A 25,961-nucleotide genomic window follows, 5' to 3' on the forward strand; every position below is an offset into this window, starting at 1 on the left:
ATCACTCGGCAGCATCCGCCACGAGCAACCCGTGCGCACAACGTAGCAGCAGGCATCCACCATCAAACGCCGGCTATGTGTCGGTGGCACACCCTGAGTGTCAGGTCGATCGAACAGATCACTCACCATGGCCCATTCAGCATCGGTCAGGCAACTTGGGTAGCGCTGTTCGGGCTCATGCCGCCGATGCGCCGCAGTGTAGCCGTAGCGACGGCTCGTCGATACTGTGTCACGCTCGATCGCGGGCTTCTGTCGAGTGACCCCGGCAGCCCTGAGCGCCTGGCGCACCGTCGTTTTATTCAGCGACGTCCCGATCTGCTTCTCCACCGCGGCGGTGACCTCATCCAGCGTAGCCGTCGGCCGAGCAGCCACCACTTCGCGCAACATCGGATAGTCATTTTCCGTCAGCTTCGGCGGACGCCCACGCTTGTTCATTCATAGCCCCTGCGCTCTGATCACCAGTAGGCTGCGATTATATATTTTTTTGTCTACACCCTCTCAGAGGCTGTGAAAAAACCGAAGGCCGTCGCGAGGACGCCGTCGGGCGAGCGAAACAAGGCGCGCTACGTAAAAACGAGGGAGTTTGGCGAGCCAAATGACCGAAGTTTTCGCGTAGCGCAACGCAGTTGCAGCCGCCCGACGGTGGTCGCAGCAGGCAAGCGATTTTTTCACAACCTCTCAGAGGCTGTGAAATTTTCGATAATTTCGTGAGTTAGAGAGGCAGTTACGCCATTGCCTGCTTCATTCGGGGGCTTGGGTGCATAGAACGGCAAATTGCATTATTCGACCGCCCTGCATCATGCGGGATGCAGGCATAGCCGCAGGGGGAGCTCGTCACAGCCCCTTTATGGTGCTTTTAGCTCAGCCCCCCGACCAAACCTGGCGCCAGCTCGACCATCCGCATCAGGTTGTGGACCAGTGCATACCACAACAGCACACTGCGGGCCTTGTCTAGGCCTCGCACGCTGAAGCGCTGCAAGCCGCGGTTGCGGGCGATGGCGTTGACGCATTCGGCGGTGGCCGCACGCTCCTTGTAGATTGTCTTGGCCTCCTCGGTACCCATCCGCTGTCGCCAGGCGGCCACCGCCTCGCTATCCGTGGGCAGCGGCTCATGCGGGTCGCGCGTGCTGTTCTTGGGCTGTTGCACCGGCGCGTACACCGTGGTGCTCGTGGCCAGTTTTTCGATGGCCTCGCGCTTGGCAAAGCCACCATCGACCAGCATCTCTTGTGGGGTTTGCTTATAACGCTCCCGCAACTGCTCGACCATCGGCACCAGTTGCCCCAGGTCGCTGCCGCTGTTCGTCAGTTCGACACCCACGATCACCTGGCTTGCCGTATCGGTCGCCAGCTGCGCATTGAGCGCCGGCCAGAAGCCGCCGTCGGCCATCTTCATCACCGCCGCCTCGGCGTCGGTGGTCGATACCCGGGCGCTCTCCGCCGGCTTGCCTTGCGCTTTCTTGACCTTTTCTACCCTGGGCAACTGCGCCAGCGCTGCAGCGATCCGCTGCTCGCGCTCGCGGGCCGCGCGTTCACGCGCCGCCTGCTGCCGACGATTGGTCGCGTCCGGATCATCATTCACTTCCCGCTTGAGCACCTCAACCTGCTGGCGCGACTGCGCTGATAGCGGGCGCCAGCGGACCGCTGCGACGCCGCACGCGCCACCTGCGCGCACGCCGGAGCGCAGTAGCGCTGGCCGCGATCGCAGGCGGAGCAGATCAGGCACTGGCGCCGGCAACCGGCGCAATTGAACAGGCGGGCAGTGGTTTCCATCGACGATCCTGGCCGATGTCACTGGACCCACCCACGGGGTAGCGAGATACTTACACGCAACCGCGCCCAGCGCGGGGTGGGGCGCGGCACTGGGAAAGACTTGGCGGTTGGCCCCGGTGTCGCGTCGCTTTTGATCGGCACCCACTATCTACGTCGAAACGCCGTGACTGTCAGCAGTCGATACGGTGCCCGCCCCCTATCCGTCCCTCATTCCGATCAGTTCGACGCGAAGAATCGTCGTAATCACAGCGTGCTCGCCGCCTAGGGCGCTAATTCGCCGGATAGATGCGGTTTTTGATAGCCATCTACACTCCTTGGTCGATCTTGTTTATCAAGATTGGAGTAGCTGTGAACGCGAAACTCGATTTTGACGCAACGAAGCTTTCTGAAGCCCTGAAGTACCAGATTCACGTAGCGATCGACTATTGCCATACACTCGAAAAACATGACGTGCTGTGGATAGAGGTGTTCGGTGACGTGACCGTCGAGGGGCGTGACCAAGTAGAGGTCAAGGATTACAGTGATAACTTGACCGACGGCCACGAAAATTTTTGGAACACGCTCAATAATTGGCTGAAACCTGTTTTTAACCATCAGCAATACGCAAATCTGATCCTTCTGACCACTCAGGCATATGGCGAGCGCGCGTCCCTAAAAAACTGGGCTCAGCTAGATGCTGAGCAGCGTTTAGGTGCACTGGAGGCCATTCACGAGGCTGCCGAGGCACGGTTTGAAAAGGCAAAGCAGTCCAAGGACGATGGCGAAAATGAGCCAGACGATGAGGGCGCTGACGACGGGGGATCTGAGCGTAAAAGTGCTAAGCCATCGAAGGTACTGAAGCTTCAGCGCAAGGTGCTGGCAACGGACATTCGAGAGTCACTGCTGGAAGCCTTGCCCAAGGTCAAGATCGTCACGGAACAACCCGATCTGCTGGGGCTGATTTCCACATACAAGATGCACTACCTCAAGGGTATCCAGCCACACCGGATGGACTCCTTTCTGGATGACCTCTTTGGCTTTATGACCAGCGCCATCAAAATCACCGGAGGCTGGAGATTTACCACCGCCGAGTTCGACAAAAAATTCGCAGAGCTCACTGCTCGGTACCTTGTCGGTACGTTGAAATTCCCTCGTCTTAACAGTGATGACGTGGAAATGGAAGCTGCCGGCATAGATGTGCGCGATCGCCCCTTCGCCATGAAATTGGATGAAATTGGTGGTGATGAAGAGCTCATCCTTCAAGCAACTGCCGACCTGCTCCATGCACAACAATACATCGCTGAGCTGGTCAAGGATTGCACCACGTCCCAAGAAGACATAGAGGACTACAGCAAAAACCAGTTGCGAATGCACCGCTCCAGTCGGTCGAGCGTCATGCGCAAATGCGATTCCACGTTGACCCATGCCCAGCTACAGAAGGCATCCTGTGCCTTCTATGACGATCGTTGCGCCGAAGCTGCTGACCGCTTCAGCACTTACGATTTTACCCCCATTGAATTCCGCAATGGCATTTACCATATGCTGGCTGATGAGAAGCCTGCTAGCCCGCTCAGGGAGTTTCACTGGAGGCTCTGGAAATGACGGCCAGCCCTATCGAACACCTGTTCACGCTCCAACGCTCTCCCATTGCGCTGGCTCCAGTTATCCATAAGTTCTTCGCCAGTTCCCAACCGCGCGAACGAGACCTGTTGCTCAGCTATCTGGTGCTTCCGATGGTGCTGTACCCCGCCATGCAGGAGTACCTCCTTACCGTTATCAAAACGAGCAACCTTCGTACCCTTTGCAAAGATCAGTCGAGGCTTGTAGGGCTGACCCGAAATGTCCAGCAGTTCAAGCCCTTGACCCATGCAGCCCTACTTGTCCTTAAGGCAGAACAAAGCATTGAGATCACTGATGATTTGACCGTGAAGTCCATAGACGACGTCAGGGCGGCCAATGCGAATCCCAAACAACTCGAAGCCGCTCGCCGGCTGTCCATGGTCTGCGCAGAGGCAGACGTCGTTTCCATCTACAGGACGTTAGGATTCAAGTCACTATGAAATGCTTTCTGCGGTATATCGGCGTTGTAGACACCCAGGACAAGCTTCACAACGTGCGCCTGGAGCAAGGACTCAATATCATCACCGGTAAATCCTCTACCGGTAAAAGTGCGATCCTCGAAATCTTCGATTACTGCCTCGGCAGCACCGAAGATACCATTCCGGTGGGCACAATCACCGAGCGTGCTGAGACCTTCTTCATCGCGCTGCAATTCCCGAGCTACTTTCTCGTGGCCGCCCGGAAGAAAAAGTCTGATCGCTGCTTCCTGCTTGAGGTGCAAGGTACTGATCCGGATCGGTTGTTGAAGCTCATCGAGCAACCCAAAGCGTTTTTTGATCCCAAACATTACATGCCGCTTCGGGACTTCAAGAAAAGCCTTGGGCGCTATTTTGCGATCACGCTGGATAACATCGACGAAGACCCTTACCTCAAAGCGGCCGGGCGCAATAAATCTGCTACCCCATCGGTGCGCAGCTTCTCTTCCTTCATGCTTCAGCATCAGAACCTCGTGGCCAACAAACACGCGATTTTCTACCGCTTCGATGAGAAGGAAAAACGCGACCAGGCGATCAATCATTTCAAGATTCTCATGGGCCTGGTGGACGAAGCCTATTTCGACCTGTACCGGGAGCACGAGGTCGCCAAACACGAACTCAAAAAGATCCAGGCGCAGATCCCCAAACAGGCACAGCGCAAAGAAGCTGCGATCGCTCGTTACAACCGCTACCTGGCCGAGTTCAAGACCTTGGCGGGCCTTGCGCTTGTAGATGCCACCGCTGAGGACATCTACAACAAGCCTGCGATGATGCTGAAAATGATCTCCGGGCGCTCCGTCAAAATCGACGTGCTTTCGGATCAGGTCGAAGTGCGCCGGGCAGAGCTTCAAGCACAGCGAATTGTCGCGCTCACACAGAAGCGCAAGCTTCAGGGCCAGATGAGGTTGGTCAACGACTCCCTCACTTCGGCCACGCAGTTCGGTCTGGACATGACGGCGGACAGTCTACCTACCTCTACCGTGCTTTCAGATGCGCACTGCCCGCTGTGTGAGGCTCACAGCACAGTCCCCGCTGTCGAAGCCAACAAGCTTGTAGGTGCCATTGAGTGGCTGAACGAAGAGCTCAAGCTGTCTGCCTACGCCCGGGAGAGTTTCGCAGCCGAGCGTCGGAAGATCCAGGAAGCGCTCGGCGGTGTAAACGAGCAACTGCGGCTCATCCAGGCCGACATCCAACCGCTTGACGAAGAAATCGAAAAACTCAAGACCACAAAATCGGTTGATGAGCAAGCCACCAAGGCGAAACTCAGGCTGGAAATCGCCATTCAAGATCAGCTGGACAAGCCTGAATCGGAGCTCTCCGGTCAAGAAAAGCTATTGCGTAGTGAGGTCGAACGACTTGCCGGGCTGCTCGCCAAATACGACACGAGGGACAGGCTCAACGAATTGAGCCAGAGCATCGATGCGAAGATGTGCGAGTTGGGCAGCCATTTTGACTTTGAGGAAACGTACAAGCCCTCAAAGCTGCGTTTTGACGTCGAAACGTTCGACCTGTGGTACCAGCAGAACGAAAGAACTCGCGTGTACCTGCGTTCAATGGGCAGTGGTGCAAATTGGCTGTACTCCCATCTGGCACTGTTCATGTCGCTGCACTACCAGTTCGCAGCGCTTTCTGACAAAGGATGCAAGATCCCCCCGATCCTCTTTCTCGATCAACCCACTCAGGTCTACTTCCCCGCTTCGTTGGATGACGCGGACGAGTTCGATGCGAAGCTGCTTGCTAAACAAGCCAAGCGCGAGGATGACGTCGACGACGACATGAGCGCCGTGACCAACATGTTCACCCAGCTGGCAAAATTCTGTGATGAGACCGGCAAGACAACCGGGGTTACCCCGCAGATAATCGTCTCGGATCACGCCGATAAGCTCACGCTAGGCGAGGGATACAAATTCCAGAATTATGTTCGTGCGACTTGGCGCACGCGAGGCTTTATCGCGGAGGATTGATCTGGGCTTGTGCAAGACACGCGCTCCCCCAGCTTGGCTTATTGCTTTCAGGATCAGCCTGAATTGCCCCGAGTTTCGTAAACACTTCTGATGGCCCGCTTTGGCCGATTTTTGCCTGTCGTCAACCCCGCTCGGGTCGATCAGTATCTATGGGCGTGGTCTGAAACGACACGCTGCGCTGTGTCGTCTCAGGGAGAACTCCACGAGGAGGCGCGATTTTCAGCCGTCGACATCCAGCGAAGGCTGCTGGGGTTGTTGGCGAGGGGACTTCTTGCCTGTCGTCGTTCCAGATTTACGTTCGGACGTAGTCTGCGATTGAGTGGGCTCGCTGCTTTTGTCCTTCATTGCGACGCTCTGTAAGCGGTGTGGCAGCATGCCGATCCGGCGAGCCTCGATCTTGAAGGTCACCCGATGGTTGTCTTCGCTGTCTTCCCACTCGTCACGCACGGTGCGACCTTCGACCAGCACGCGCATGCCCTTCTGGTACAGGCTACTCCAGTGCACCGCCTCGCGGTGCCAGAGTTCGACTGGCGCCCAGTAGCCGCCGCGGTCCTCATAGCTGCCATCACGCGGCACAGGGTTGTCGAAGTAGACGTTGAGGCGCAGCAGGCGTCTGGGCTCTTCGTTGCCCGAGTTGAATTCCTGGAACTCTGGCGCACTGCCGATATTGCCTTCGCCAACGAAAAAGGTGCTCATCGCGATTCCTCCACAGGGTTTACGAACTGGCGCAGTGCCTGCTCGGCATTGGCCATCTTGGCCGCGCAGGCCGTGGCTTGGCGGTACAGGGAATGCGTCACGCTCATCTGCAAGTTCAGCGCGATGCGATCGCATTCGATGCGGTACAGCGCTTCGCGGAGGTCTTGCGGCAAGTTGGTGCAGCTCATCTGCCGCTCCCAGACCGCCACGCCCATCCGTGAGAAATCGCGGGAGCGCCAGCGCAGGAAGGTGCTGCCGGCGCTGGTGTTCTGCTGTACCAGACGAATGTCGAGCAGCGAGAAGGGCGGCCGCCCGGCCTGTTGGGACACGGCAGCCATCAGCTGTTGTAGCTGCGCCTCGATTACCCTCGCCACCTGCGCCAGATGCTCCAACTCCCCCTTACCCTTAAAAGGCTTTAAAAGGCCTTTTAGGGAGGCCGCGTGTTCGAGCTGCCGATAGGCATCCGCTGTCAGCGATGCGAAGGCGGGTGGCTGAGGCATAGGTCTCATGATTCATCCTCCGGCTCGTCGGCGGTTGCAGGTTGGGCATCCGTCAGGTCCGTTTGGGAGGCGGCGTCGCCCACTGGCCCAGTAGCACGACGAACGATCGGCGGCGCGAATTGAGAGCGATGCGTGCCTTCGAGAACATCCTGTGGCGGCAGGCCGAACCGCTCGATTGCGTCATGGGCCCGGGCGTTATTAGCCGCCATATCGTCACGAGTGACACCGGCAAGCCGGTAACGCTGCGCCAGGCCGAACAAGCTGCGCAACAAATGGGCGCCGTTGTCGATCCAGGTTTCCATGTCCGCGCGGCCAATCAGGGCGGTGTGGTGGGCCAGCAGGGTGCGGCGTACCAGGGTGTCGTAGTCGGTGAGCAGGTACACGGCGAGGAAGCCCAGCTGGTTGCCGATGTAGAGCGGCAGAGTGACCGGATGGATGTTGAGGTTGTCGCCGATGTCGATCTGGGTCGGTAGATCCTGTTTGACCCGATCCAACTGCTGGGTCAGCGCCATCATCCCGGCCTTGGCCTGCATCAGCTTTTCTTCCAGTTGCAACATCGCCCAGTCGGCATAGGGGTCGTCCTGCGCCGCAGCTTGCTTGATCAGGTTGGTCACGCTGATGTAGCCGGCCATGCCCATGATCGAGTGGGCACCTTCACGCGCTGCCCGACCCTGCCAGATACGGGCAGCATGGTGCGTGTGCAACGTCAGGGTGATGCTGCTGCGCAACGAGCCCAGGTTGAGCTGGTAGTGGTCGGCCACGGTAGAAATCCTCGCCTGAGAGCTGGCGAGAACGGTGCGATAGCTGAGGTCCTGGTGCAGCTAAAAAGCTGAAGGTGGTCTGTTCGGTTTTGCCTGTCCGGTTCGACGCCGTGGTCTTCGCCCCCGTGATGCCAGGGGCATCATTTCCGCCGGATGACTTCGGCGACTCAGGGTCAGAGACCATGACTTGCGTGCTGATACGGCTATCCCGGCGATGGCTGGCCCTGGCTGTGGAACTCTCTGGATTTGATGCCAGTGGCATCAAATCTACTGGGGGCCAGGGCGGTTGCCACGCAGTTGGCGTAGCTCGTCGAGGCACGCTTGTGCCAGGGGCGAGATGGGCTCGCCCTGGGTTCTGGATGGGAGTTGCGGGAGAGTTGTGGCTGTGTCCACAGTGGTTTGCGGCCACATCTGACCCGCCCACGGATGAAACTCACCGCGCAGCGCGCGCTGGATCAGGCCCATCAGGTAGGCGGCGGGCTTGCGGATTCCGCCGGCCGCGCAGCGGGCGCCGACCTCGTTGAGTACCGCCTGGCGGTCTGTCTGTTTGAGCTTGCTCAGCGCAATCGTGGCGGCATGTCGCTCATTTGGGCTCAGGTGCAGCGTGTCCGGCCAGTGCAGGACGAGGTTATCCACAGCTGGGCTCGCGCGCGGTACGGTACAAATACTTGCTTTTAGTACAGTACAGGCCGGGTTCGGATGCCGAACGGCGTCGTCAATGCTGGGTTGCGCCCCTGATTCGGCATCCGAACCAGGGGCTGCACGAATCCGAACTGGGGGCTGATCACCCAGTTCGGATTCGTGCAGGGCTTCGGGTTGATCCAATTCGTGCCGCGCCCAGCGTTCGCCCCAGGTATCCAGCCGGGTGGGCAGTTGGCCCTGATCGATATCGGTATCTTCGCGGATCTCTTCCAGAACATGCCGGGCGACGATACGCACGACCTTGGTGGCATGACTGAGGCAGCGTCCCACCAGTTCCAGGTACTCCTGATCCAGCTCCATCGCTTCGGCGGGTGTCAGCGGCTCGTCGTGCAGCACATACAGGGAGCCTTGCAGCCGACCGCTGACTTGATCGCGCCCACGCGCCACCAGGCTGAGCCAGCGGGTCAACCTGAGCATGGTCAGCACACGCGCCACGGTTTCGCGCGAGGCGCTGGCGCCATAGGGCACTGCCGACAGGTAGGGCTGAAGGTCCTCGTAGCGGGGCGTGACTAAGCCCTGGCCGTCCAGCAGCATGCGCAAGACCTGCCAGGCGTTACGCTCCAGCGGCGTCAGCCGGTTATCCAGCAGCAGGCGCCGAGGAACCGTCTCATGGCATTGGCCACTGAACAGAAAGCCGGCCTGCAGGCCGTGGACGGAGGGTTTTTCGGCGACGGGGCGCTCAGGCCAGCGGCCCTCCACATGGCGGGCACACTGCTGCAGGACACGTCGCCAGCGAGAAGGCGCCGCCGTGTTCATTTGCCGCTGCTGTAGTGGTTGATCTGTTGCCAGACCACGGCCAGGCTGATCTGTTGTTCCTCGGCCAGCAACATCATGGCGTCGAGCTGATCGTCCGTGCCGTCCTGCGTACGCAGTTGGCACCAGCGTTGCCAGAGCGCGTGTTCCTGCGTTTCGCTCAACTGGTGAGGCCGACCCTTGCGGCTTTCGATCCGCAGCAAACGTCGGCGCATCGCGGTTTCCGAATGCGCCAGACCGAAGCATTTGTACATGATGGTGCTGCTGGCGCCGAGCTTGAGCGCCCGGTTGATTAACCGCTGGTTCTGTTCGTCGCGGTCGGCCTGCTCGATCAGACGGCGCAACACCGGCGAGTCGATCCTGACCTCGACCCAGGGCACGCTGGCGTGCGCCAGGCGCGATAAGGTGGTGGGCGGCAAGGACTGCAGCAGGTCGATGTCGTCCTCGCCCAAGCCCAAGGCTTTGCAGCGCTGCAGATTACCCAGATGCAGCTCGTGTAGCACCTGGGTCAGCATGGCCTGGTTGAGCAGGTTGAACGATAGGCTCATGACTGTTCCTCCGGTGTATCTGGCGCTGACGCGAGCGTCAGGTCGATCAGTCGGCGCGCCAGGCGGATCAGGCGATACAACTTGATCAGCAGGGTATCGGGTAAGCGCTCCAGCCCGACGTCCTGGGTGGGGCGATTCGCCAGGGGCAACTGGTAGATGCCGAGCAGCAGTTGGCCAAACAGGGCGGAGGGCAGCTGCTTGCGGTCTTCCCAGTCCACCTCGTCCTGGGCGCGCAACAGGGCGGTAAGCAGCAGGTGAATGCCCGTGGCGCGTGGCGTATCGAGGTCGAGTCGCTCCACGCGCAGGGCGAAGCCCAATCCATCCTCCTGCTCGAGTACGCTGTCGGCATGCCCGGCATAGCCTGCCATTTCTCGCGCCAGACTGGCGATGGCCACCCGCAGCTGCGCTGGTGTATCGAGCGGCTGCTCGATGTACCAGATGTCGCTGACCGGATGGAGGCCGCCGGCCTGGACCGGAATGGCGGTGACCGCGCACTCCTCGAAGTCGGGCAGATCTTCACCGAAGACTTCATGAGCGATCTGTTCCCGGATCTGTTGAACCCGTGGCGTGGTGCTGACCGGCGCGACTACATGGGCATCGATCCGCGCCTGCCGCTCGTCCGTCGCCAGCGCTGCTGTGTTTTCGGCGGCGGGGAGATTGGGCTGGTTTGGAGAGGAGGCGCTGTCCCCAGAAGATGAGGGGGATACCGCTGCGCTGTCATGGTCCAGCGTGCTCGTCGATTGGCTGATGGCGGGCGCTGTATCGGTGACGATGCCGGACACCTGTATGGGGCGCGGGGTATCCATCAGTTCCAAGGCCAGCATGCGGTAGGACTGCCCGAGTGCCCGGCCCATGCGTTCGAGCAATTCGTCCTGGATAAGCTCAGTATCGAAGGTGTCGGGCTCGGCGTCGAAGCTGGCCAGGGTGTCGAGCCAAAGCTCGGTAAACGTGAGGGTGGCGCAAGGGTAACGGTTCCACGTTCGCTCGGCCTGGCCGCGCAGGCTGATCAGGCGTTCGATCTGGGATTTGCCCAGGCCGGCATACAGGGTGTGCGGAATGGCCGGCAGCAAGTGCTCCAGGGTGTCGAGCATGCGGCTGATATGCGACTGCGAGATCGGATACCCGCCTGCGGTCAGGCGCTTGGCCAGTTCGCGTTGTGAAAGCGCAGCGCCATTGGGCTCAAACATCGCCTTGAGCTTGGCGATTGCCAGCGCGCGCTCGATGAAGGTGAGTTGGCCATGCAGGTCGCTTTCGGCCAGATGACCGAGCAGGGCGGCGACTTCATTTGTCCAGGGTCTGAACAGGCAGTGGATGCGAAAGAACTTCTCGTCACGGGTTTCCTGCCACAGCTCGCCGAGGATCGCCAGGCGGGTATTGCCGCCATTGCGGATGATGAAGTGTTGCTCGCCGGGACGGCGGGTGATCGGCGGTGGCTGGTCCAGGCCGCGCTCGCGGATGGAGGTTTTGATGTCGTTGTAAAGCGGATTACGGATGAAGCGCGGGTTGTGCTCATAGGGCCGCAACTGCTCCAGCGTCACCTGCATGGGCGTATCTGTGAGAGGGTCGGACACCTGCTCCAACTCCTGGCCTTGAGGAAAGGGACCGAGCAGGAGCTTGTCGGTGATTTCCTCCTGAGTGGGCTTCTTCATCCGTATCTACCAAGCTCACTGGTCCCGAGTGCTCAGGTGATCGCCAATCTCGAATTTGACGATTTCGGCGATACCCGAACCTTCGACCTGACGGGACAGCTCCGCGAGGAACCCGCCCATGGCCGAGCGCCCGCCTTGCACGCGAAAGACCACGGTGCAGTATTCCTCGCAGGGGAAGGGCAGTGCTGGTGGAGTGGATCGTTCAATCGCGATCGGGAGGTGATCCTGCATCGGAGGCTCCTTGCCAAGCTTGGTCGGCAGCTATGGAGGTGAAACGGATTGGTGCTGAGCAGGCCGCGCTCGCACGGTTACCCTTTGGTGTTGAATCGGAGGGCCTCATCATCGACCCTCTTTGCCAAAGCCCACCGCCGAGATGGCTTCGCGCCATTCGGGGAACAACTCGATGGCCAGCGCCTGCATGGCCTCCAAGGCCGATGGCGAGTTTTGTCCACCCTTTCGACGAGTCTCGACCCGGTGAACCGGCAGGCCGAGGGAGGCCGCGTTGAGATAGGCCACCCGGTCGGGGATCACGGTGTTCAATACCGTGATGGTGGCAACGCCGGAGAAGGTTTCACGCAGGCTGCGCATGATCATCCGGCTGTCCAGTTTGACGGCGTTCACCTGGTTGAGCAGGAGCCGCAGCGGCGGTGTGGCAATACCCAGGTGGCGAAATGGCGCGAGGTCGTTGAGCAGCTTCAAGGTTCCGCGGCGTAGTTCGCGTGCGGCGAGCATTTCCGGAGTGATGGGCGAGAGGGCCAAGTCGGAGGCCAGAATTGCCATCTCCAGCACCACGCTACGTGCGCCTTGGGTGTCGATCAACAAAAGGTCATAGCGGGAGCAGAAGGCCTCCAGCAGGTTGCGCAAGCGCAGGCGCCCGTCTGGAGCATGCAGCAGCAAGGTGCTCAGCCGGCCTTGATCGTCATTGGATAGAATCAGGTCGAGACCGGTGATCGTGGTTGTAGAAACGATTTGCGCAGGTTCTGTCTGGTTGAGTGCGATCAACTCGTACGCACCTGAGGCCGCTTCACGACTCAGCGCGTAATAGCTGGATAGGGTGGGTTGGCTGTCCAGATCCAGGAGGAGAACCCGTAGGCCGGCGTCGGCTAGGAGGCCACCTAGATTGGCAACTACCGTAGTCTTGCCCACGCCACCTTTGGTGGAAACCACTGACACCACGCGCATGGTCTCAGCCCAGCTGCGCCAAGCGCTCGGCGACCCACTGATCGATCTCCAGCGAGTCCCAGCCCACGGCGCGCATACCGATGCGTTTGGCCTTGGGGAACTTGCCTTCTTTCATCAGGTTGTAGATGTGGGCACGCTTGAAGCCGGTTCTTCGCTCCACTTCATCGCGGCGCATGATGTAGCGCTCGACCGGCTGTTTGGGTGTGGTAACGGTGGGTGAGGCTTGGAGTTGCATGTCGTCACTCCTTGGCGCCGGGTGGCGCGAGATAGGGCGTGACGGGTAGTCAATAGCAGAAAGGAGCGGGAGTCATTGCACTGCAATTGCAGGCATTGCAGCGCAATGACCTTCAGGTGTTGGAAAGGCTGCGCTTGGCCGCGGCGAACTTTTCGTCCAGGGTGCGCTTGGTAATGCCAGGTACGTTTTCATGGTGGGCGGTGAGCGCAGTCACGATCGCAGCCTGGCTGCGGAAAACCGAGTGAGGTTTGCCGGACGGTGAGTGACCCAGAAGTAGCTTGAGCAGGGCGCCGACGATGTGGAGGTAGACGAGTTCACTGCGCTGACTGAGCGTGCCTTGGGACTTGACGAGTGTTTGCAGGCCTTCCCGTTCGAGTCCAATGGCTTGGAACTCGCCCAGCAACTCTTGATAGAGCGCTTGAGTGTTCGTTAGCTGCAGCTGCAGAGCATCTCGATCAGCTTGCAATGCCAGGTAAGAGCCGACATTGACCGTACTTGGCGGGGAAGGGTGCTGCTCGAAAAGAAACGCAGGTCTTTGGTCAGGGTAATAGCGGGACATCCAGAGTTTCAGGTCGGTATGGCGCACGGTCAGCAGTGTGCATTCGACCTCTGTTCCCATGGGTACCGCGATGCCCAGGCAGCCATAAGACAACTCGCAATGACGGACGGCATCGAAGATTCTATCGATGTTGGTATGCAAGCAGGGCCACTGCGGAAAGGTTTGGGCGAGTACGGCTGGGCAGCGCCATGCCGCTTCCAGTATCTGCACTTCATGGGCCATCAAGTTACACCAACGCAGAGCAGCCTCGATGGGGCGATAGAACACTTTGGCGTGCGGATTATAGTGAGAGTGCATGCCAGCTTAGCCCCTATTCCTTGTGGGCAGGCCTCCCGCTAGGTATCTCGTGAATTGGCTCCAGAGTGTGCCTATTTCAGCATCCGTGCGGTGGCTACCAGGTGTTGTGTGTCCGGCAAGGTTTCTGTTTTCCCACTGTGGGCAGCGGGCATTGTGTTGAGCTCGGTAGGAGCCCGGGCTCATTCTTTTTCTTGCTTTTAGCTAAGAGGTCAAGAGGTCAAGAAGTCAAGAGTTTTTACTTTGTCCATCTCAAGCCAGAGAAGTTCAGGTATGGGCTGTTGGGGTCATAGGACGCCGGCACTATGTGCCTGGCAACTGAGATCGGTATTGATCATTGGTGCAGGCACGCATACAGCGGCGGCCTACGCTCAGCTTGCTGTCGTCGTTCTGTCCTAGCAGGTTCATTACGGCGCGGCGAATGGCGGCCAGATTACTGGCTGAGTGATCTTTGTGGCTACGATGCGGATTCCACGCTGGCGACTTGATGTGCTGGAAGAACAACCGCCACATTCTGCTTGGACAGGTGCGCACGGTTCTGACCGAGGGTCGAGTGATCCCACATCCGCTCCTCCATCGACAAGCCACCTAAAGAGCAGATCGAAATCAAACTGCTCGACCAGTTGTCGCTCGGAACGAATGGTGTAGATCACTTGGAACAACGAAGCGCGCAGCCGCCGCTCTAGAGGCAATCGAGGCTTGAGCCCGGGTGGAGTAAAGTCCGTCGAAATCCTGATCCATCAAGGCCAGGACGGTATCGATCAGCTCGTGCAGGGGCGTAGTGGGTGGTCGCTCGGAATATGCTGTTCCTGCGTGTTGTAGCTGAACAGCTCGTTCTGTTTGAGGTCTAGTCCACGCATTGGCTCAGGCGGAGGTCAGTAATAAAGAACATGGCCGGCATTTTGCCAGAGCCTAAACGTTTTCGCCTTATTCAACGGCCTGCTAGTGTTCTGTCCCGGTGATACGTGAACAAAGTCGATGTAGCTTCGCGAGTACCTCATCTGCGGTGGCGGTCCAGCGAAAGGGCTTGCAGTTGCTGTTGTATGAGGTGACGAAATGATCGATGCGCTGCACAAGTTGTTTGACGCTGGTGAATGAACCGCGACGGATCGCCTTATCGGTGATCAGTGCGAAGAAGCGTTCGACCTGATTCAGCCAGGAGCTGTAGGTCGGGATGAAGTGCATATGTCAGCGTGGCCGAGCTGTCAGCCACGCTTTGACCTTGGGGTGATTGTGGAAATGCCGGTTTCAGCGGCTACCGTGCGAACGCTCCAGTGCGTCGAGCCATCTGCAGGCTTGGTGTGCAGGGTCGTGCTGATCAACTGTGCCACGCGTTCGTCGTCGATCGTGCGCGGTGCACCAGGGCGCACGTCGTCGTAGAGACCAGCAATGCGTCGCTCGATGAAGCGCGAACGCCATTTCCCACAGTGGCCTGGGTTATCCCCAGCTGTTTGGCAATCACCTTGTTCGACTCGCCGTCGGCACTGCTAAGGATGATGCGCGCCCGGGTGCTCTGAATGCCGGTTTCAGCGGCTACCGTGCGAACGCTCCAGTGCGTCGAGCCATCTGCAGGCTTGGTGTGCAGGGTCGTGCTGATCAACTGTGCCACGCGTTCGTCGTCGATCGTGCGCGGTGCACCAGGGCGCACGTCGTCGTAGAGACCAGCAATGCGTCGCTCGATGAAGCGCGAACGCCATTTCCCACAGTGGCCTGGGTTATCCCCAGCTGTTTGGCAATCACCTTGTTCGACTCGCCGTCGGCACTGCTAAGGATGATGCGCGCCCGGGTGCTCTGTGCCGCTGGGAGAGAGCGGCTGCGGACGAACGACTGCAGCTGCGAACGCTCGCCTTCACTCAATACCAATTCAGCCTTAGGTCTGCCTGTTCTCATCGCGGTATCTCCGGTCTCAAGACACTGCAATGACAAGCACAATTAATGCCGCTTACTTTCAGGACAGAACACTAGGCGCGTTGAATGCAGTGGAATGAGAGAAAGAAGGTCGCGGCGCCTCCTCCAGCTCATTAGGCGGATATGGTCGCCCGATTCAGCCAGTCAAAACAGAGGATCCGTAGACTGCGAGTATGAATAGCGACAGCAGCGCCAGCCAGCCTTCGAGCATGGCACGCCAGGCGCGCGGGGCGTGGCGAAACTCCATGAAGTCGAGCAGTACTACTCGGGCTTTCAGGTACGCGATCAGCAGTGTCGTGATGCCTGCTATCAAGCCGATGCTGGCTTCAATGCGCACGGTATAGCCGAGAACGGTGGCGGCCATGAGCACCATCCAACCGCGGTGAAACTGGTTGTACAGGAATGTCTTCATGGGCTTAGCGCAGCAGATAAATGAGGGGGAACAGCAGGAGCCAGATCAGATCGATCATGTGCCAGTAGGAAGCGCCGGTTTCCAGCCCTTTCATGACTGGTTATCAGCAACAGTGTGTTGAGGGTGCCGAGCCGCTGATCGAGCAGCATCTGGGAGCGGTCGTACAGGTCGATGTTTTGTGCGCGGTTGACGATGTAAGTCAAGAAGAAAGCACTGAACATCAACAGTTCGCCGATGATGAACATCCAGACATCCAGACATCCAGACATCCAGACATCCAGACATCCCGGTCACCGGGTAGGCGGCGCACGGAGTCTGCGCGCTCGTCGTCTGTTGCTGTGGTCACGTCCGAATGCATGAGATTCAATACCCTGTTGATGCAAGTATGCCAAAGCGTTCGTCGGCGGCTGATCCGCAAGGGCCGCCGGCGCCCGGTTTGTCAGTACCTAGCGAAGTTGTCTGTGGTGGCGGTGCTGTCGTCGCTGACGGGCGTGCGGCGCAGGACATCCTTGATCATGTACATGGAAACGACCCCGCACCATACCAACCAGGCAGCCCATGGAATGTAGAAGCTCAGCATTCCGTTCCAGGCAAAGGGCCCGGTTTGCAGATACAGCTTCAGGCTCGCCGGAGCAAAGCTCAGGCCGCACCAGATGGAGAGAAAGCATACCCAGCGGGGAAACAGCGGAACCTCTCGTTTGTCCGCTAGGCCGATCAGCGCCATTGCGACCATCTGCATCGTGGTCAGTACCCACTGCAGTTCGAAGCTCAGCCAGCCGATGTCAGTCAGTAGCTGCATGATTTCCGGACTACGCTCTGGCCGAAATGTGGCGACTGCAAAGCACAGAATCCCGAAGCTGACGACGAAGACGGTGAGTGCGCCGCCGATCAATTGCAGGTAGGTCATCGTGCGGGAGTGATTCTCGATGCGCGCCATCTGGGTGCTGATCTGCGCACTCCAGGGCATATAGAGCCCCATGGTGACCAAGGCGACTACGAAGCCGAGACGCATATCGCCGAGGGTGTCGATAACCCTTGTGTGGATCCCGGCTGCATCCAAAGATGGTGCAGGGGGGCGGGCAAGATGTGCCCGAAAATGCCGAAGAACACGACCAGGCCCAAAAGAAATGCGGGGTCACACCATGCACTGATCAATTCAAGGCGGTGGCTGAATCTTTCATTCATTACTGCATTCCTCCGGAGTTGAAATAGGGGCTGCTGTTTCATGATGCTGCACTGCTTCTTTCGGCACCCCTGTCGAGGGAGACGATAAGTTTGCGCAGCAACCTCTCCAGCAGAGCAAACTCCTTGGTGCTTAGATCTGAAAAGGCCTGCTGGATCGGTTCGGCTATTTGCGGGACGGTGTCACGCACCTTCTCCCGCCCCAGGTTGGTTATCGAAATGACCTGGCGGCGGGCGTCACGCGGTGCAACGGATCTCTCCACCCATCCACCCTGCTCAAGCTCCTGGATAAGGCGGGTCATGTTCGAGCGACTGGTGCCGATCATGTCGCTCAGTTCGCTCGGCGCAGCGGTTCCCGTTTCGTTTGCCACCAGCAGGCAGAGGGCATGGAACGAGTGTTCAGAGAGGTCCATGGCCCGGAACACGGGATCAAAGAAATCGCTCACCCCAGCGCCGCTAATGCGGATCAGGCGCATCATCATCGTCCCATCCATTGGCAGGCCCGGCAGGGCTTTGGCCATTTTCGGGGTGCTGGAGGCTACTTTGGAAAGCCTTTTTTGGCCGTTCATAGATCACCAATGATTTATCTATAAACTATATATGAGCATAACGTAGCGAAAAGAACAAGATTGGCATGCTGGGCGGGAAGGTAAAAGACAGCTGCTTGTGGAGCCGCGGCGCAGCATGCGGGTGGCGCGCTCGCGCAAGCCGGATTGACGCTGAATTGCTGGCGGCAGTATGGGCGCAAAAGTCAGGTGCTCTGGGTTGCTGGCGCTGGTCAGCGGCAACCATGATCAGGCGGCACGCATGGTGGGAGGGCGCTGCTTGGTGGGCGTCGCGCGTGACCGGTTGTCCGGGGGAGGGTAGCGCCTATGGTTGGCATGCGAGCGGGTGTTGATTATAGTATGCACATATACTATATTGGGCATATACTGCATGTGCTCGATCGGGTGCGGCAGCGGGAAATCGCTTGATTGGTTCGCGGCGGTATGAGGTCCATATGGAGTTCTTATGTCAGTTCAAAGAAGCATTTTTGGTGAAGAGCATAAGCTGTTTCAGGACAGCGTCCGCCGGTTTATTGCTACAGAGGTCGCGCCAAACTTTGATCGCTGGGAAGAGGATGGCATCGTCTCGCGCGCGTTTTGGCAGGCGGCGGGTGCTGCGGGCATTCTTTGTCCGCAGGTGCCTGAGAAATACGGTGGCTCGGGCGTAGGCTTCACCTATAACGCGATTGTCAACGAGGAGCTCACCCGCGCCGGCTTTATTGGTCCGCAGAACGACCTGTCGGTGCATAGCGATGTCTGCCTGGGCTATATCCTTCATTACGGCAATGAAGAGCAGAAGCACAAGTGGCTGCCGGGGATGGTGTCTGGCGAGACCGTATGCGCCATTGCCATGACTGAGCCTGGCACAGGTAGCGATCTCCAGGGCATCAGGACCCGTGCAGTGCTGCAGGGTGATGAATATGTGGTCAGCGGCTCGAAGACCTTTATTTCCAACGGCCAGCATGCCGATCTGGTGATTGTGGTCGCGCGCACCAACGATTCGCTCGGCTCGCGAGGGATGAGCCTGATCCTGGTTGAAGCTGACCGCGATGGCTTCAAGCGCGGGCGCAATCTGGACAAGCTTGGACATAAATCAGCCGATACCTCCGAGTTGTTCTTTGATGCTGTCCGCGTTCCTGCCAGCAACCTGTTAGGTGCGGAAGGTGGCGGTTTCGCTGCGCTGATGTCTGACCTGCCGCAAGAGCGCCTCACTATTGCTGTGGCGTGCATGGGTGCTGCCCAGCGGGCCTTTGACGTGACCTGCGAGTACGTGCGAGAGCGCCAGGCGTTTGGCAAGGCCGTTCTCGAATTTCAGAACACCCGCTACAAACTGGCAGATCTGAAAGCTGACCTGGCAGTTGGCTGGGCGTTCGTTGATCAGTGCATTGCTCAGCATGAGCGTGGTGAGTTGACGCAGTCCAATGCGTCCATAGCCAAGCTCTGGTGCAGTGAAATGCAGGGTCGTTTGGTCGACCAATGCCTGCAGTTCTTTGGTGGCTACGGCTTTATGCGCGAATACGAAATTTGCCGGCTGTACGCCGACGCCAGGGTTCAGAGAATCTACGGCGGCACCTCCGAGATCATGCGTGAGCTGATTTCGCGCAACCTGTAAATCACAAGAAGACACGGAGTTTAATAATGGCTGGTTTATATTTTGAGCAATTCGGCGTGGGCCAGGTTTTTGAACATGAGATTCGACGGACTGTAACCGAGGCCGATAACGTCTGGTTTTGTGGGGCAACCTATAACCCCGCTCAAATTCATATCGATGCGGAATACTGCAAATCGACTGAATTTGGCCAGCCATTGGTCAACTCCATTTTCACCCTGGGCCTTGTGGTTGGTCTGACTGTACAGGACACGACACTGGGTACCACCGTAGCCAACCTGGGCTTTACCGACATCGTGTTTCCCAAGCCGGTATTTGCCGGCGACACTATTCGCGCAGTAACCACGGTACAAGACATCAGAGAAAGCAAATCCAGGCCTAATGCAGGGATCGTGACGTTCTTGCACGAGGGCGTTAATCAGCGCGGTGAGGTTGTCTGCAGCTCGAAACGCCAGGCGCTGATGCTGCGCTCTCCAGGCTAGGTCAAGTTGAGGGGTGTCGACTGGGTAGTGACTGACAGGGTCGGCATTAAGCAGCACGTTGGGTTGGTTACGAATTTTGTATTGACGGCATGAATCCTCAACAGGTGGGAGAAGAAAATGTTTGAACGCAATCTCTTTGAGAAAGAGCACGACATGTTCCGCGAGACGGTTCGCAAGTTTATTGACAAGGAAATTGCGCCCTTCCACCAACAATGGGAAGTTGATGGCATTGTTCCGCGCGAGCTCTGGCTGAAAGCGGGCGAGGCCGGCATGCTGTGTTGCACCATTCCTGAAGAATACGGTGGCCTTGGTCTTGACTACCTGTTTGATGTGGTTGTTTTCGAAGAGATGGCGCGCAGTGGCTTTACCGGCCCGGGATTTTTGATTCACTGTGACCTGGTGGCCACCTATATCAAAGCCTTTGGCACCGACGAACAGAAAAAACACTGGTTGCCGAAGATGGTTAGCGGTGAAGCCATTGGCTCGCTGGGCATGACCGAGCCCCATGCCGGATCGGATTTGCGCAATATCCGCACGCGCGCTGTGCGTGATGGCGATGATTACGTGATCAATGGTCAGAAGGTCTTCATCTCCAATGGCCAGATGTGCGATGTGCTGGTTCTGGCGACCAAAACCGATGCGGCCGATCGGGACAATGGGATTACCCTGTTCCTGGTTGATACCAGCTTGCCCGGTTTCCATCGTGGCAAGAACCTGGAAAAGCTGGGCATGAAAGCCCAGGACACGTCTGAGTTGTTCTTTGAAGATCTGCGTGTGCCCGCAAGCAGTATGTTGGGTGAAGAAGGCAAGGGCTTTCAGTTGATGATGACCAAGCTGGCTCAGGAGCGCCTGGCCCAGGCTATCCGGTCCGCTACTGTGGCCGAGCATATTATTGACATTACCCTTGAATACACCATGCAGCGCGAGGCCTTCGGCAAAACCATTGCCGATTTCCAGAATACCCAGTTCAAGCTTGCCGAGCTGAAAACGGATGCCGTCATCGGCAGGGTCTTTACCGATCATTGCATCCAGAAATTCATGCAGGGTGAGCTGGATGAAGTGGACGCCGCCATGGCGAAGATGTGGTTGTCCAATCTGCATTGCCGCGTGGTCGATGACTGCCTGCAGCTGTTTGGCGGCTGGGGCTACATGTGGGAATACCCGATTTCCCGCGCATTTGCCGATGCCCGTATCGTCAAGATCGCGGGCGGCTCGATCGAAATCATGAAACACATCATTGGCCGCGACATGATCCGCAAGAAGCGCAAGGAGCAGGGGGCCTGATCGGCCCTCACGGATTGCGTGGACGGCTGGCAGGGACGCTTACGATTATTTCAAGGCACTGTTGAACAAGAATAAAAGGAGAGCGGTATGTGGTTACACACTGAGATCAAGACCCTGGGTGACATTCCCCGCTATTACGCCAGGGTGTCGCCGGACAAGATTGCGCTTATCGACAGTTCGGTACGGCGCAGTTTCGCCGAGCTGGACAAGCGGACCAACAGGCTGGCGAATTTTCTACTGGAGCGTGGCCTGCCCCGTGAGTCGAATGTCGCTTTCCTGGGTAAGAACTCGGCCCGCTACTTCGAAGCGGTATTTGGCGCAAGCAAGGCAAGTTATGCCCTGGTGCCGTTGAACTGGCGTCTGGCAGTGCCGGAGCTGTGTACCGTAGCCAGCGATGCGCAGATCAGGATTCTGCTGGCCGATGCCGACTCCTACGAGCTCGCCGTTGCCCTGCAGAGCGAGTGCGAGCAGCCATTCGAGGTGATCCTGTTCACCAATCAGTGGCTGGATGAGCTGACTTCCGGCGATACCGATCCGCTGGTGGATGTATATCAGGATCAGACCGCGCTGCTCATGTATACCTCGGGTACGACCGGCAAGCCCAAGGGGGTTCAACTGACTCACCTCAGCTTCAATTTCATGCGCTTCTGCGAACATAACGAGCCGGCGTATGACTGGACGTCGGACGATATCAAGATGCTGGTCATGCCGAACTTCCACTTGGTGGGTTCGGGCCTGAGTATCCAGACGCTCTACAATGGCGCCACCCTGAGTATCGTTGCCGCTTTCGATCCAAAGCTGGTGCTGGAAGCGATCAAGCGCGACCGCCCGACCATCTGCGCCCTGGTGCCGACGGCGATCCAGATGCTGATCGAGAACTCGCCGGTAGATGCCGATTTCTCCTGTTTGCGGATGATCATGTACGCGGGTTCCCCGATCAGCCCCGCTTTGCTGAAACAGGCCATTCAACGGTTTGGCTGCAAGTTCATGCAGTTCTATGGCGCGACCGAGTCCGGCGGTGCCGCTACGCTTCTGCGTCCGGAACAGCATGATCTCGAACATGAAAGCTCGTTGAAGTCCTGCGGTACTCCGCTGCCTTGGATCGAGGTCGACATTGTCGATCACAATGGTAAGCGCCTGCCGGCCGGCGAAATTGGTGAAATGCTGATCCGCTCGCCGACCATGTTCCGCGGCTACTGGAACAATCCGGTCGCGACCGCTGATGTTATGCAGAATGGTTGGTACCGTTCCGGTGATGCCGGTTACAAGGATGAAAAGGGGCTCATCTACATCGTTGATCGGGTCAAGGACATGATCGTCACCGGTGGTGAAAATGTCTATTCGATTGAAGTCGAACAGGTTCTCGATGCGCATCCGGCAGTGAAGAAATCGGCGGTCATTGGCCGGCCCTGTGAAAAATGGGGTGAAATGATCGTCGCCATGATCGTGCTGGAAGAGGGGGCTACGGTGACCGAAAAAGAACTGGATGATGCTTGCCGGAAGAGGATTGCGGGCTACAAGGCACCCAAGGAGTACCGCTTCATAGAAAGCTTCCCGCTGTCCGCCACGGGCAAGATACTCAAGCGGGTCCTGCGGGATAATCTGATCTCCAGCTGATGGCTGGTTTCACCAGGGTGTTGCTCCGTTAGGTTGGTGTTCTGCCCTCATTCCTGCCGGTCGGGGGTCGAGGGTGGATATGCACATCCGGTTCTTTTTGTTCGAACATCCTCGATGGACAAACGGGAAAGGCCATGTCAGCTCCTCTGAGTTCGTTGAAGGTTCTTGATTTTTCTACCTTGTTGCCTGGCCCCTTCGCCACGCTGCTGCTGGCGGATATGGGCGCGGAGATTTTGCGTGTCGAGTCGGCTAGCAGGGTCGATCTGGTGCGCAATCTGCCGCCTGTGGTCAATGGGGTGTCGGCTAGTCACGCCTATCTCAATCGAAACAAGCATTGCATTGCCCTTGACTTGAAAAAGAGCGAGTCGCAGGCGCTTGTCCGGCAATTGATCGCCAGCTACGACGTGATCGTCGAGCAGTTCCGGCCAGGGGTGATGGATGCTTTCAATCTCGGTTATGAGGCGTTGAGGCAGATCAACCCCAGGCTGATCTATGTGTCCGTGACCGGCTATGGGCAGAGCGGGCGCAAGGAATACGGGCCGGCGCCCCTGGGTATGCAGGTGGCGGACGTGCTGGGTGGTTCATTGCATGCCGTGGCTGCTTTGCTGGCGGCCGTCATACAGCGTCAGCACACCGGCGAGGGCCAACACATCGATGTGAGCATGGCGGACTGTGTGCTGACCCTGAACGGTGTGATTGCCGCCGGGTTTCTGGCTGACCGGAAGGTGCCGGATTATGAATTGCACATTCTCAATGGGGACGGTTTCTACGATTACTATCAAACTAGAGACGGCCGCTGGCTCTCGGTTGCCGGCATTGAGCCAAAGTTTCTGCAGGCCTTTTGTGATGCATTGGGCCGCGCTGATTTACTGGTGCTCGGCATGTCGGACAGCGCCGATGATCAGCAAGCGTTCAAAACGGCGTTGAAGTCCATTTTTATTGCAAAGGATATGGATTACTGGTGTGCGCTTTTTGCGCAAAACGACGCCTGTGTCGAGCCCGTACTTAATCTGGCAGAAGCCGTGGAGCACCCGCATTTCCAGGCAAGGGGCATGGTTCAGGATGTGCCAGGTGAAGGGTATGTACACCGGTAGTTGGCCTGCCCAGTAAAGTTCAGCAATGCTGAAACGCCCTTGACGCATGCAGGCAAACCCATCGGCGCCGACTCATTACAGGTGTTACAGGGTCTTGGATACGACCAAGAGCAGATTGCGGCGCTGTTTGGAGCTGGCGCTGTTTCCTGATATATGTCGTTTTTTGATACTAGGGGTACTGATTTGAATAAGGACTACTTGCTTCCCGGCCGCTATATTGAAAGTGATGATGTTCAGGTTGTCGATTATGTTCAATCGGTAACAGGCTATTCTACTGTTACGCCATATCCTCTCGAGTCTGCCGTTAAACTCTACTATGCCGTGCGTGACGGTTTCGTCTACGATCCCTATGAAAACTTCCATGATCTCGAGGTGTTTTCTGGACGGCGGGTTCTGCAGCGCGGGCGCGGCTTCTGTATTTCCAAGGCCGCCCTGCTGGCCGCTGGATGCCGAGCGTTGAGCGTACCGGCCCGTCTAGGTTTTGCCGATGTGCGTAACCATCTGGCATCGCCAAGAATGCGGGAGTTAAACAACGGCGATACTTTCCGTTGGCACTGTTACACGGAGATTTATCTCAATGACCAGTGGGTTAAGGCAACCCCAGCATTTGATTTGACTCTGTGCGAAAGAACGGGGACACAGCCTCTGGAGTTTGATGGCCTGACTGACTCGGTCTTCCACGAGTATGACTCAGGTCAGCGCAAACACATGGAATATATTACCGATCACGGTGTATTCAGCGACGTTCCAGTTGAGTCTGTGCTGGCTTCGTTTCGGGAGAATTGCCCCAAGGTTTTTGATCAGTCATACAGTGCTGCGGCCAACAGCTTTATTGATGAAGTTCAAATCAAAAAATAAAAATACATATGAGATTAACTATGAATTGGTTTGCGAGTATTGGTTCCCAGAGGATTGGTATCTGGTGCAGTTGAATTTTCAGTCTTCTGACAGCCTGAATCGCCCCTAGTTGACTGCCCGTAAAGTTCGTTTATCTATAGAGGGATAACAAATATACTGTGCATCCCTCCTTTTTCGGCGTGTATAGCATGGCTCGATCAGCGGCTTCTTTTTGTTTAAAACCCTCTGATGCTGAGACGCTGCAAAGCTGGTTATGCATGGGAACTCTGCCGCAAAACCTTGGGCAACGTGCCCGAATTCTGTTGCTGCTGGCCAGCGGTCTCACGCCCAAGCAGGTGAGTGATCGGTTGGAAGTTTCGGCACCTGTCGTATTCAAATGGCGCAAGCGTTATCAGGAAGCTGGCCTCGATGGGCTGAGCGATCTCCCGCGCAGCGGACATCCACGCAAGCTCGACGAGGCGAAGATTAAGGAAATCCTCACCCTGACGACCCAGCGTGTACCGCGTGAGGCGACTCACTGGAGCTTGCGACTGATGGCCAAATACGTGGGCGTTACCGTCTGGCAAGTCGCCCAGGTATGGGCTGCCGCCGATCTCAAGCCCCACCGACTGAAAACCTTCAAGATCAGCAACGACCCGCACTTTGCTGACAAGGTGGTCGATGTGGTTGGGCTGTACCTGAACCCGCCCGACAATGCGATGGTGCTGTCAGTTGACGAGAAAACCCAGATCCAGGCACTGGATCGGACCCAGCCCATGCTGCCGCTTAAGCCAGGTCAGATCGAGCGCAGGACGCATGACTACAAGCGCCACGGTACGGCCAGTTTGTATGCTGCCTTCGACATCCTGACGGGCCAGGTCATCGGTCGCATTACCCAACGACACCGGGCCAAAGAGTTTCTTGAGTTCCTGCGGCAGATCGACCGCGCGACGCCTGCCGAGCTGGATCTGCATTTGATTCTGGACAACAGCTCGACGCACAAGACTGCCACCGTCAAGACGTGGCTGGAGAAGCATCCCCGCTTCAAGCTGCACTTCACACCGACCAGCGCCTCATGGCTGAACGCCGTAGAGGGCTGGTTTGCTCAATTGGAACGGCGCGCGCTGTACCGCGATGCATTCAGCAGTGTGGCTGATCTGAAAGCGGCAATTCGCCGTTTTATCGAGGCCCATAATGAACACTCAGCCAAGCCTTTTCGCTGGAACAAAACGGCTGAATCCATCATCAACTCTGTTAATCGCGCAAAGCTCACCGCAATCAAGAATAAGTTATTGAACTAACC

At 57.8% G+C, this 25,961-nt stretch carries 25 protein-coding genes and 5 pseudogenes; 10 read left to right on the forward strand and 20 right to left on the reverse strand.

Annotated elements, in window-relative coordinates; all coding sequences use genetic code 11:
* Together BM315_RS21850 and BM315_RS21855 are read right to left on the reverse strand one after the other, a co-directional pair.
* Nucleotides 1-435: transposase (locus BM315_RS21850; protein ID WP_141124003.1), on the reverse strand; the 435-nt coding region annotated here is incomplete at its 3' end.
* Nucleotides 436-856: 421 nt separating this feature from the next.
* Nucleotides 857-1,615, reverse strand: a pseudogene (locus BM315_RS21855) (transposase); the annotation flags it as partial.
* 503 nt (nucleotides 1,616-2,118) lie between these two features.
* Here BM315_RS21855 and BM315_RS21860 point away from each other — a divergent pair.
* The 3 genes from BM315_RS21860 to BM315_RS21870 are packed head-to-tail and all read left to right on the forward strand — an operon-like array spanning nucleotide 2,119 to nucleotide 5,809.
* A complete protein-coding gene (locus BM315_RS21860; protein WP_090505570.1) occupies nucleotides 2,119-3,351 on the forward strand; it encodes a hypothetical protein in 1,233 nt (410 codons plus the stop codon).
* The gene (locus BM315_RS21865) at nucleotides 3,348-3,809 is read left to right on the forward strand and encodes a three component ABC system middle component (protein WP_090505527.1); all 462 of its coding nucleotides are present in this window, start codon (nucleotides 3,348-3,350) and stop codon (nucleotides 3,807-3,809) included. Before BM315_RS21860 ends, BM315_RS21865 begins: the two co-directional genes overlap by 4 nt.
* Nucleotides 3,806-5,809, forward strand: a complete 2,004-nt coding sequence (locus BM315_RS21870; protein WP_090505529.1) for a DUF3732 domain-containing protein — start codon at nucleotides 3,806-3,808, stop codon at nucleotides 5,807-5,809. The genes BM315_RS21865 and BM315_RS21870 overlap by 4 nt, the downstream gene beginning before the upstream one ends.
* Before the next feature lie 219 nt (nucleotides 5,810-6,028).
* Here BM315_RS21870 and BM315_RS21875 read toward each other — a convergent pair whose 3' ends face one another.
* The 18 genes and pseudogenes from BM315_RS21875 to BM315_RS21955 all read right to left on the reverse strand — a co-directional run bounded on the left by BM315_RS21875 (nucleotide 6,029) and on the right by BM315_RS21955 (nucleotide 17,759).
* On the reverse strand, nucleotides 6,029-6,505 hold the full coding sequence (locus BM315_RS21875) for a single-stranded DNA-binding protein (protein ID WP_090505531.1): 477 nt from the start codon (nucleotides 6,503-6,505) through the stop codon (nucleotides 6,029-6,031).
* Nucleotides 6,502-7,014, reverse strand: coding sequence for a DUF3158 family protein (locus BM315_RS21880; protein WP_425287800.1), 513 nt, complete (start codon nucleotides 7,012-7,014; stop codon nucleotides 6,502-6,504). Before BM315_RS21880 ends, BM315_RS21875 begins: the two co-directional genes overlap by 4 nt.
* Nucleotides 7,011-7,766 carry a PFL_4669 family integrating conjugative element protein gene (locus tag BM315_RS21885; RefSeq protein WP_090505535.1) on the reverse strand — a complete coding sequence of 252 codons (756 nt, stop codon included), beginning with the start codon at nucleotides 7,764-7,766 and terminating at the stop codon, nucleotides 7,011-7,013. Before BM315_RS21885 ends, BM315_RS21880 begins: the two co-directional genes overlap by 4 nt.
* Nucleotides 7,767-8,033: 267 nt before the next feature.
* On the reverse strand, nucleotides 8,034-9,224 hold the full coding sequence (locus tag BM315_RS21890) for an STY4528 family pathogenicity island replication protein (protein ID WP_090505537.1): 1,191 nt from the start codon (nucleotides 9,222-9,224) through the stop codon (nucleotides 8,034-8,036).
* Nucleotides 9,221-9,769, reverse strand: coding sequence for a DUF2857 domain-containing protein (locus BM315_RS21895; protein WP_090505539.1), 549 nt, complete (start codon nucleotides 9,767-9,769; stop codon nucleotides 9,221-9,223). The genes BM315_RS21890 and BM315_RS21895 overlap by 4 nt, the downstream gene beginning before the upstream one ends.
* The gene (locus tag BM315_RS21900) at nucleotides 9,766-11,418 is read right to left on the reverse strand and encodes a ParB family protein (protein WP_090505541.1); all 1,653 of its coding nucleotides are present in this window, start codon (nucleotides 11,416-11,418) and stop codon (nucleotides 9,766-9,768) included. The genes BM315_RS21895 and BM315_RS21900 overlap by 4 nt, the downstream gene beginning before the upstream one ends.
* 15 nt (nucleotides 11,419-11,433) lie before the next feature.
* Entirely contained in the window at nucleotides 11,434-11,649 is a 216-nt protein-coding gene (locus BM315_RS21905) for a hypothetical protein (protein ID WP_090505543.1), read from the reverse strand.
* A 108-nt stretch (nucleotides 11,650-11,757) separates the two neighbouring features.
* Nucleotides 11,758-12,600, reverse strand: a complete 843-nt coding sequence (locus tag BM315_RS21910; protein WP_090505545.1) for a ParA family protein — start codon at nucleotides 12,598-12,600, stop codon at nucleotides 11,758-11,760.
* Between the two features lie 4 nt (nucleotides 12,601-12,604).
* Nucleotides 12,605-12,835, reverse strand: a complete 231-nt coding sequence (locus BM315_RS21915) for an AlpA family transcriptional regulator (RefSeq protein ID WP_090505547.1) — start codon at nucleotides 12,833-12,835, stop codon at nucleotides 12,605-12,607.
* A 112-nt stretch (nucleotides 12,836-12,947) separates the two neighbouring features.
* A complete protein-coding gene (locus tag BM315_RS21920; RefSeq protein ID WP_342029883.1) occupies nucleotides 12,948-13,616 on the reverse strand; it encodes a hypothetical protein in 669 nt (222 codons plus the stop codon).
* Nucleotides 13,617-14,129: 513 nt separating this feature from the next.
* Nucleotides 14,130-14,548: pseudogene (locus BM315_RS21925) on the reverse strand (transposase); the annotation flags it as partial.
* An 82-nt stretch (nucleotides 14,549-14,630) separates the two neighbouring features.
* Nucleotides 14,631-14,936: pseudogene (locus BM315_RS25655) on the reverse strand (transposase); the annotation flags it as partial.
* Nucleotides 14,894-15,058 carry a hypothetical protein gene (locus BM315_RS25660; RefSeq protein ID WP_483153969.1) on the reverse strand — a complete coding sequence of 55 codons (165 nt, stop codon included), beginning with the start codon at nucleotides 15,056-15,058 and terminating at the stop codon, nucleotides 14,894-14,896. The gene BM315_RS25660 and the pseudogene BM315_RS25655, both read right to left, overlap by 43 nt.
* A 152-nt stretch (nucleotides 15,059-15,210) precedes the next feature.
* Nucleotides 15,211-15,578: pseudogene (locus BM315_RS21935) on the reverse strand (helix-turn-helix domain-containing protein); the annotation flags it as partial.
* A 154-nt stretch (nucleotides 15,579-15,732) separates the two neighbouring features.
* Nucleotides 15,733-16,008 carry a cytochrome C oxidase subunit IV family protein gene (locus tag BM315_RS21940; RefSeq protein WP_090505550.1) on the reverse strand — a complete coding sequence of 92 codons (276 nt, stop codon included), beginning with the start codon at nucleotides 16,006-16,008 and terminating at the stop codon, nucleotides 15,733-15,735.
* Nucleotides 16,005-16,253: a cytochrome c oxidase subunit 3 family protein gene (locus tag BM315_RS25130; protein ID WP_244527354.1), complete on the reverse strand. Its 249-nt coding sequence runs from the start codon at nucleotides 16,251-16,253 to the stop codon at nucleotides 16,005-16,007. The genes BM315_RS21940 and BM315_RS25130 overlap by 4 nt, the downstream gene beginning before the upstream one ends.
* Before the next feature lie 194 nt (nucleotides 16,254-16,447).
* The gene (locus BM315_RS21950; RefSeq protein ID WP_090505552.1) at nucleotides 16,448-17,068 is read right to left on the reverse strand and encodes a hypothetical protein; all 621 of its coding nucleotides are present in this window, start codon (nucleotides 17,066-17,068) and stop codon (nucleotides 16,448-16,450) included.
* A 163-nt stretch (nucleotides 17,069-17,231) separates the two neighbouring features.
* Nucleotides 17,232-17,759 carry a MarR family winged helix-turn-helix transcriptional regulator gene (locus BM315_RS21955; RefSeq protein WP_090505554.1) on the reverse strand — a complete coding sequence of 176 codons (528 nt, stop codon included), beginning with the start codon at nucleotides 17,757-17,759 and terminating at the stop codon, nucleotides 17,232-17,234.
* Nucleotides 17,760-18,201: 442 nt separating this feature from the next.
* On the opposite strand from BM315_RS21955, the gene BM315_RS21960 reads away from it, so the two are divergent.
* The 7 genes and pseudogenes from BM315_RS21960 (at nucleotide 18,202) to BM315_RS21990 (ending at nucleotide 25,959) form a co-directional block, all read left to right on the forward strand.
* Complete coding sequence (locus BM315_RS21960; protein ID WP_090505556.1) at nucleotides 18,202-19,347, forward strand: acyl-CoA dehydrogenase family protein; 1,146 nt, start codon at nucleotides 18,202-18,204, stop codon at nucleotides 19,345-19,347.
* A gap of 26 nt (nucleotides 19,348-19,373) precedes the next feature.
* Nucleotides 19,374-19,826 carry a MaoC family dehydratase gene (locus tag BM315_RS21965; RefSeq protein WP_090505558.1) on the forward strand — a complete coding sequence of 151 codons (453 nt, stop codon included), beginning with the start codon at nucleotides 19,374-19,376 and terminating at the stop codon, nucleotides 19,824-19,826.
* 117 nt (nucleotides 19,827-19,943) lie between these two features.
* On the forward strand, nucleotides 19,944-21,110 hold the full coding sequence (locus BM315_RS21970; protein ID WP_090505561.1) for an acyl-CoA dehydrogenase family protein: 1,167 nt from the start codon (nucleotides 19,944-19,946) through the stop codon (nucleotides 21,108-21,110).
* Nucleotides 21,111-21,197: 87 nt separating this feature from the next.
* Complete coding sequence (locus BM315_RS21975) at nucleotides 21,198-22,727, forward strand: long-chain-fatty-acid--CoA ligase (protein WP_090505563.1); 1,530 nt, start codon at nucleotides 21,198-21,200, stop codon at nucleotides 22,725-22,727.
* 134 nt (nucleotides 22,728-22,861) lie between these two features.
* Nucleotides 22,862-23,971, forward strand: a pseudogene (locus tag BM315_RS21980) (CaiB/BaiF CoA transferase family protein).
* Nucleotides 23,972-24,004: 33 nt separating this feature from the next.
* Nucleotides 24,005-24,679, forward strand: coding sequence for a transglutaminase-like domain-containing protein (locus tag BM315_RS21985; RefSeq protein ID WP_212632990.1), 675 nt, complete (start codon nucleotides 24,005-24,007; stop codon nucleotides 24,677-24,679).
* A gap of 188 nt (nucleotides 24,680-24,867) precedes the next feature.
* Nucleotides 24,868-25,959, forward strand: coding sequence for an IS630 family transposase (locus BM315_RS21990; protein WP_090505568.1), 1,092 nt, complete (start codon nucleotides 24,868-24,870; stop codon nucleotides 25,957-25,959).
* The last annotated feature ends 2 nt before the right edge of the window (nucleotides 25,960-25,961 follow it).

The organism is Pseudomonas borbori (assembly GCF_900115555.1).
Lineage (GTDB): Bacteria > Pseudomonadota > Gammaproteobacteria > Pseudomonadales > Pseudomonadaceae > Aquipseudomonas > Aquipseudomonas borbori.

Excerpts from the sequence above, each read along its gene's own strand:
- BM315_RS21965 (WP_090505558.1), top strand. The coding sequence starts at position 19,374 with ATGGCTGGTTTATATTTTGAGCAATTCGGCGTGGGCCAGGTTTTTGAA.
- BM315_RS21920 (WP_342029883.1), bottom strand. The coding sequence starts at position 13,616 with ATGGCCCATGAAGTGCAGATACTGGAAGCGGCATGGCGCTGCCCAGCC.
- BM315_RS21895 (WP_090505539.1), bottom strand. The coding sequence starts at position 9,769 with ATGAGCCTATCGTTCAACCTGCTCAACCAGGCCATGCTGACCCAGGTG.
- BM315_RS21915 (WP_090505547.1), bottom strand. The coding sequence starts at position 12,835 with ATGCAACTCCAAGCCTCACCCACCGTTACCACACCCAAACAGCCGGTC.
- BM315_RS21990 (WP_090505568.1), top strand. The coding sequence starts at position 24,868 with ATGGCTCGATCAGCGGCTTCTTTTTGTTTAAAACCCTCTGATGCTGAG.
- BM315_RS21970 (WP_090505561.1), top strand. The coding sequence starts at position 19,944 with ATGTTTGAACGCAATCTCTTTGAGAAAGAGCACGACATGTTCCGCGAG.
- BM315_RS21880 (WP_425287800.1), bottom strand. The coding sequence starts at position 7,014 with ATGAGACCTATGCCTCAGCCACCCGCCTTCGCATCGCTGACAGCGGAT.
- BM315_RS21875 (WP_090505531.1), bottom strand. The coding sequence starts at position 6,505 with ATGAGCACCTTTTTCGTTGGCGAAGGCAATATCGGCAGTGCGCCAGAG.
- BM315_RS21890 (WP_090505537.1), bottom strand. The coding sequence starts at position 9,224 with ATGAACACGGCGGCGCCTTCTCGCTGGCGACGTGTCCTGCAGCAGTGT.
- BM315_RS21940 (WP_090505550.1), bottom strand. The coding sequence starts at position 16,008 with ATGAAGACATTCCTGTACAACCAGTTTCACCGCGGTTGGATGGTGCTC.
- BM315_RS21865 (WP_090505527.1), top strand. The coding sequence starts at position 3,348 with ATGACGGCCAGCCCTATCGAACACCTGTTCACGCTCCAACGCTCTCCC.
- BM315_RS21955 (WP_090505554.1), bottom strand. The coding sequence starts at position 17,759 with ATGAACGGCCAAAAAAGGCTTTCCAAAGTAGCCTCCAGCACCCCGAAA.
- BM315_RS21905 (WP_090505543.1), bottom strand. The coding sequence starts at position 11,649 with ATGCAGGATCACCTCCCGATCGCGATTGAACGATCCACTCCACCAGCA.
- BM315_RS21975 (WP_090505563.1), top strand. The coding sequence starts at position 21,198 with ATGTGGTTACACACTGAGATCAAGACCCTGGGTGACATTCCCCGCTAT.
- BM315_RS21960 (WP_090505556.1), top strand. The coding sequence starts at position 18,202 with ATGTCAGTTCAAAGAAGCATTTTTGGTGAAGAGCATAAGCTGTTTCAG.
- BM315_RS25130 (WP_244527354.1), bottom strand. The coding sequence starts at position 16,253 with ATGTTCATCATCGGCGAACTGTTGATGTTCAGTGCTTTCTTCTTGACT.
- BM315_RS21900 (WP_090505541.1), bottom strand. The coding sequence starts at position 11,418 with ATGAAGAAGCCCACTCAGGAGGAAATCACCGACAAGCTCCTGCTCGGT.
- BM315_RS21870 (WP_090505529.1), top strand. The coding sequence starts at position 3,806 with ATGAAATGCTTTCTGCGGTATATCGGCGTTGTAGACACCCAGGACAAG.
- BM315_RS21910 (WP_090505545.1), bottom strand. The coding sequence starts at position 12,600 with ATGCGCGTGGTGTCAGTGGTTTCCACCAAAGGTGGCGTGGGCAAGACT.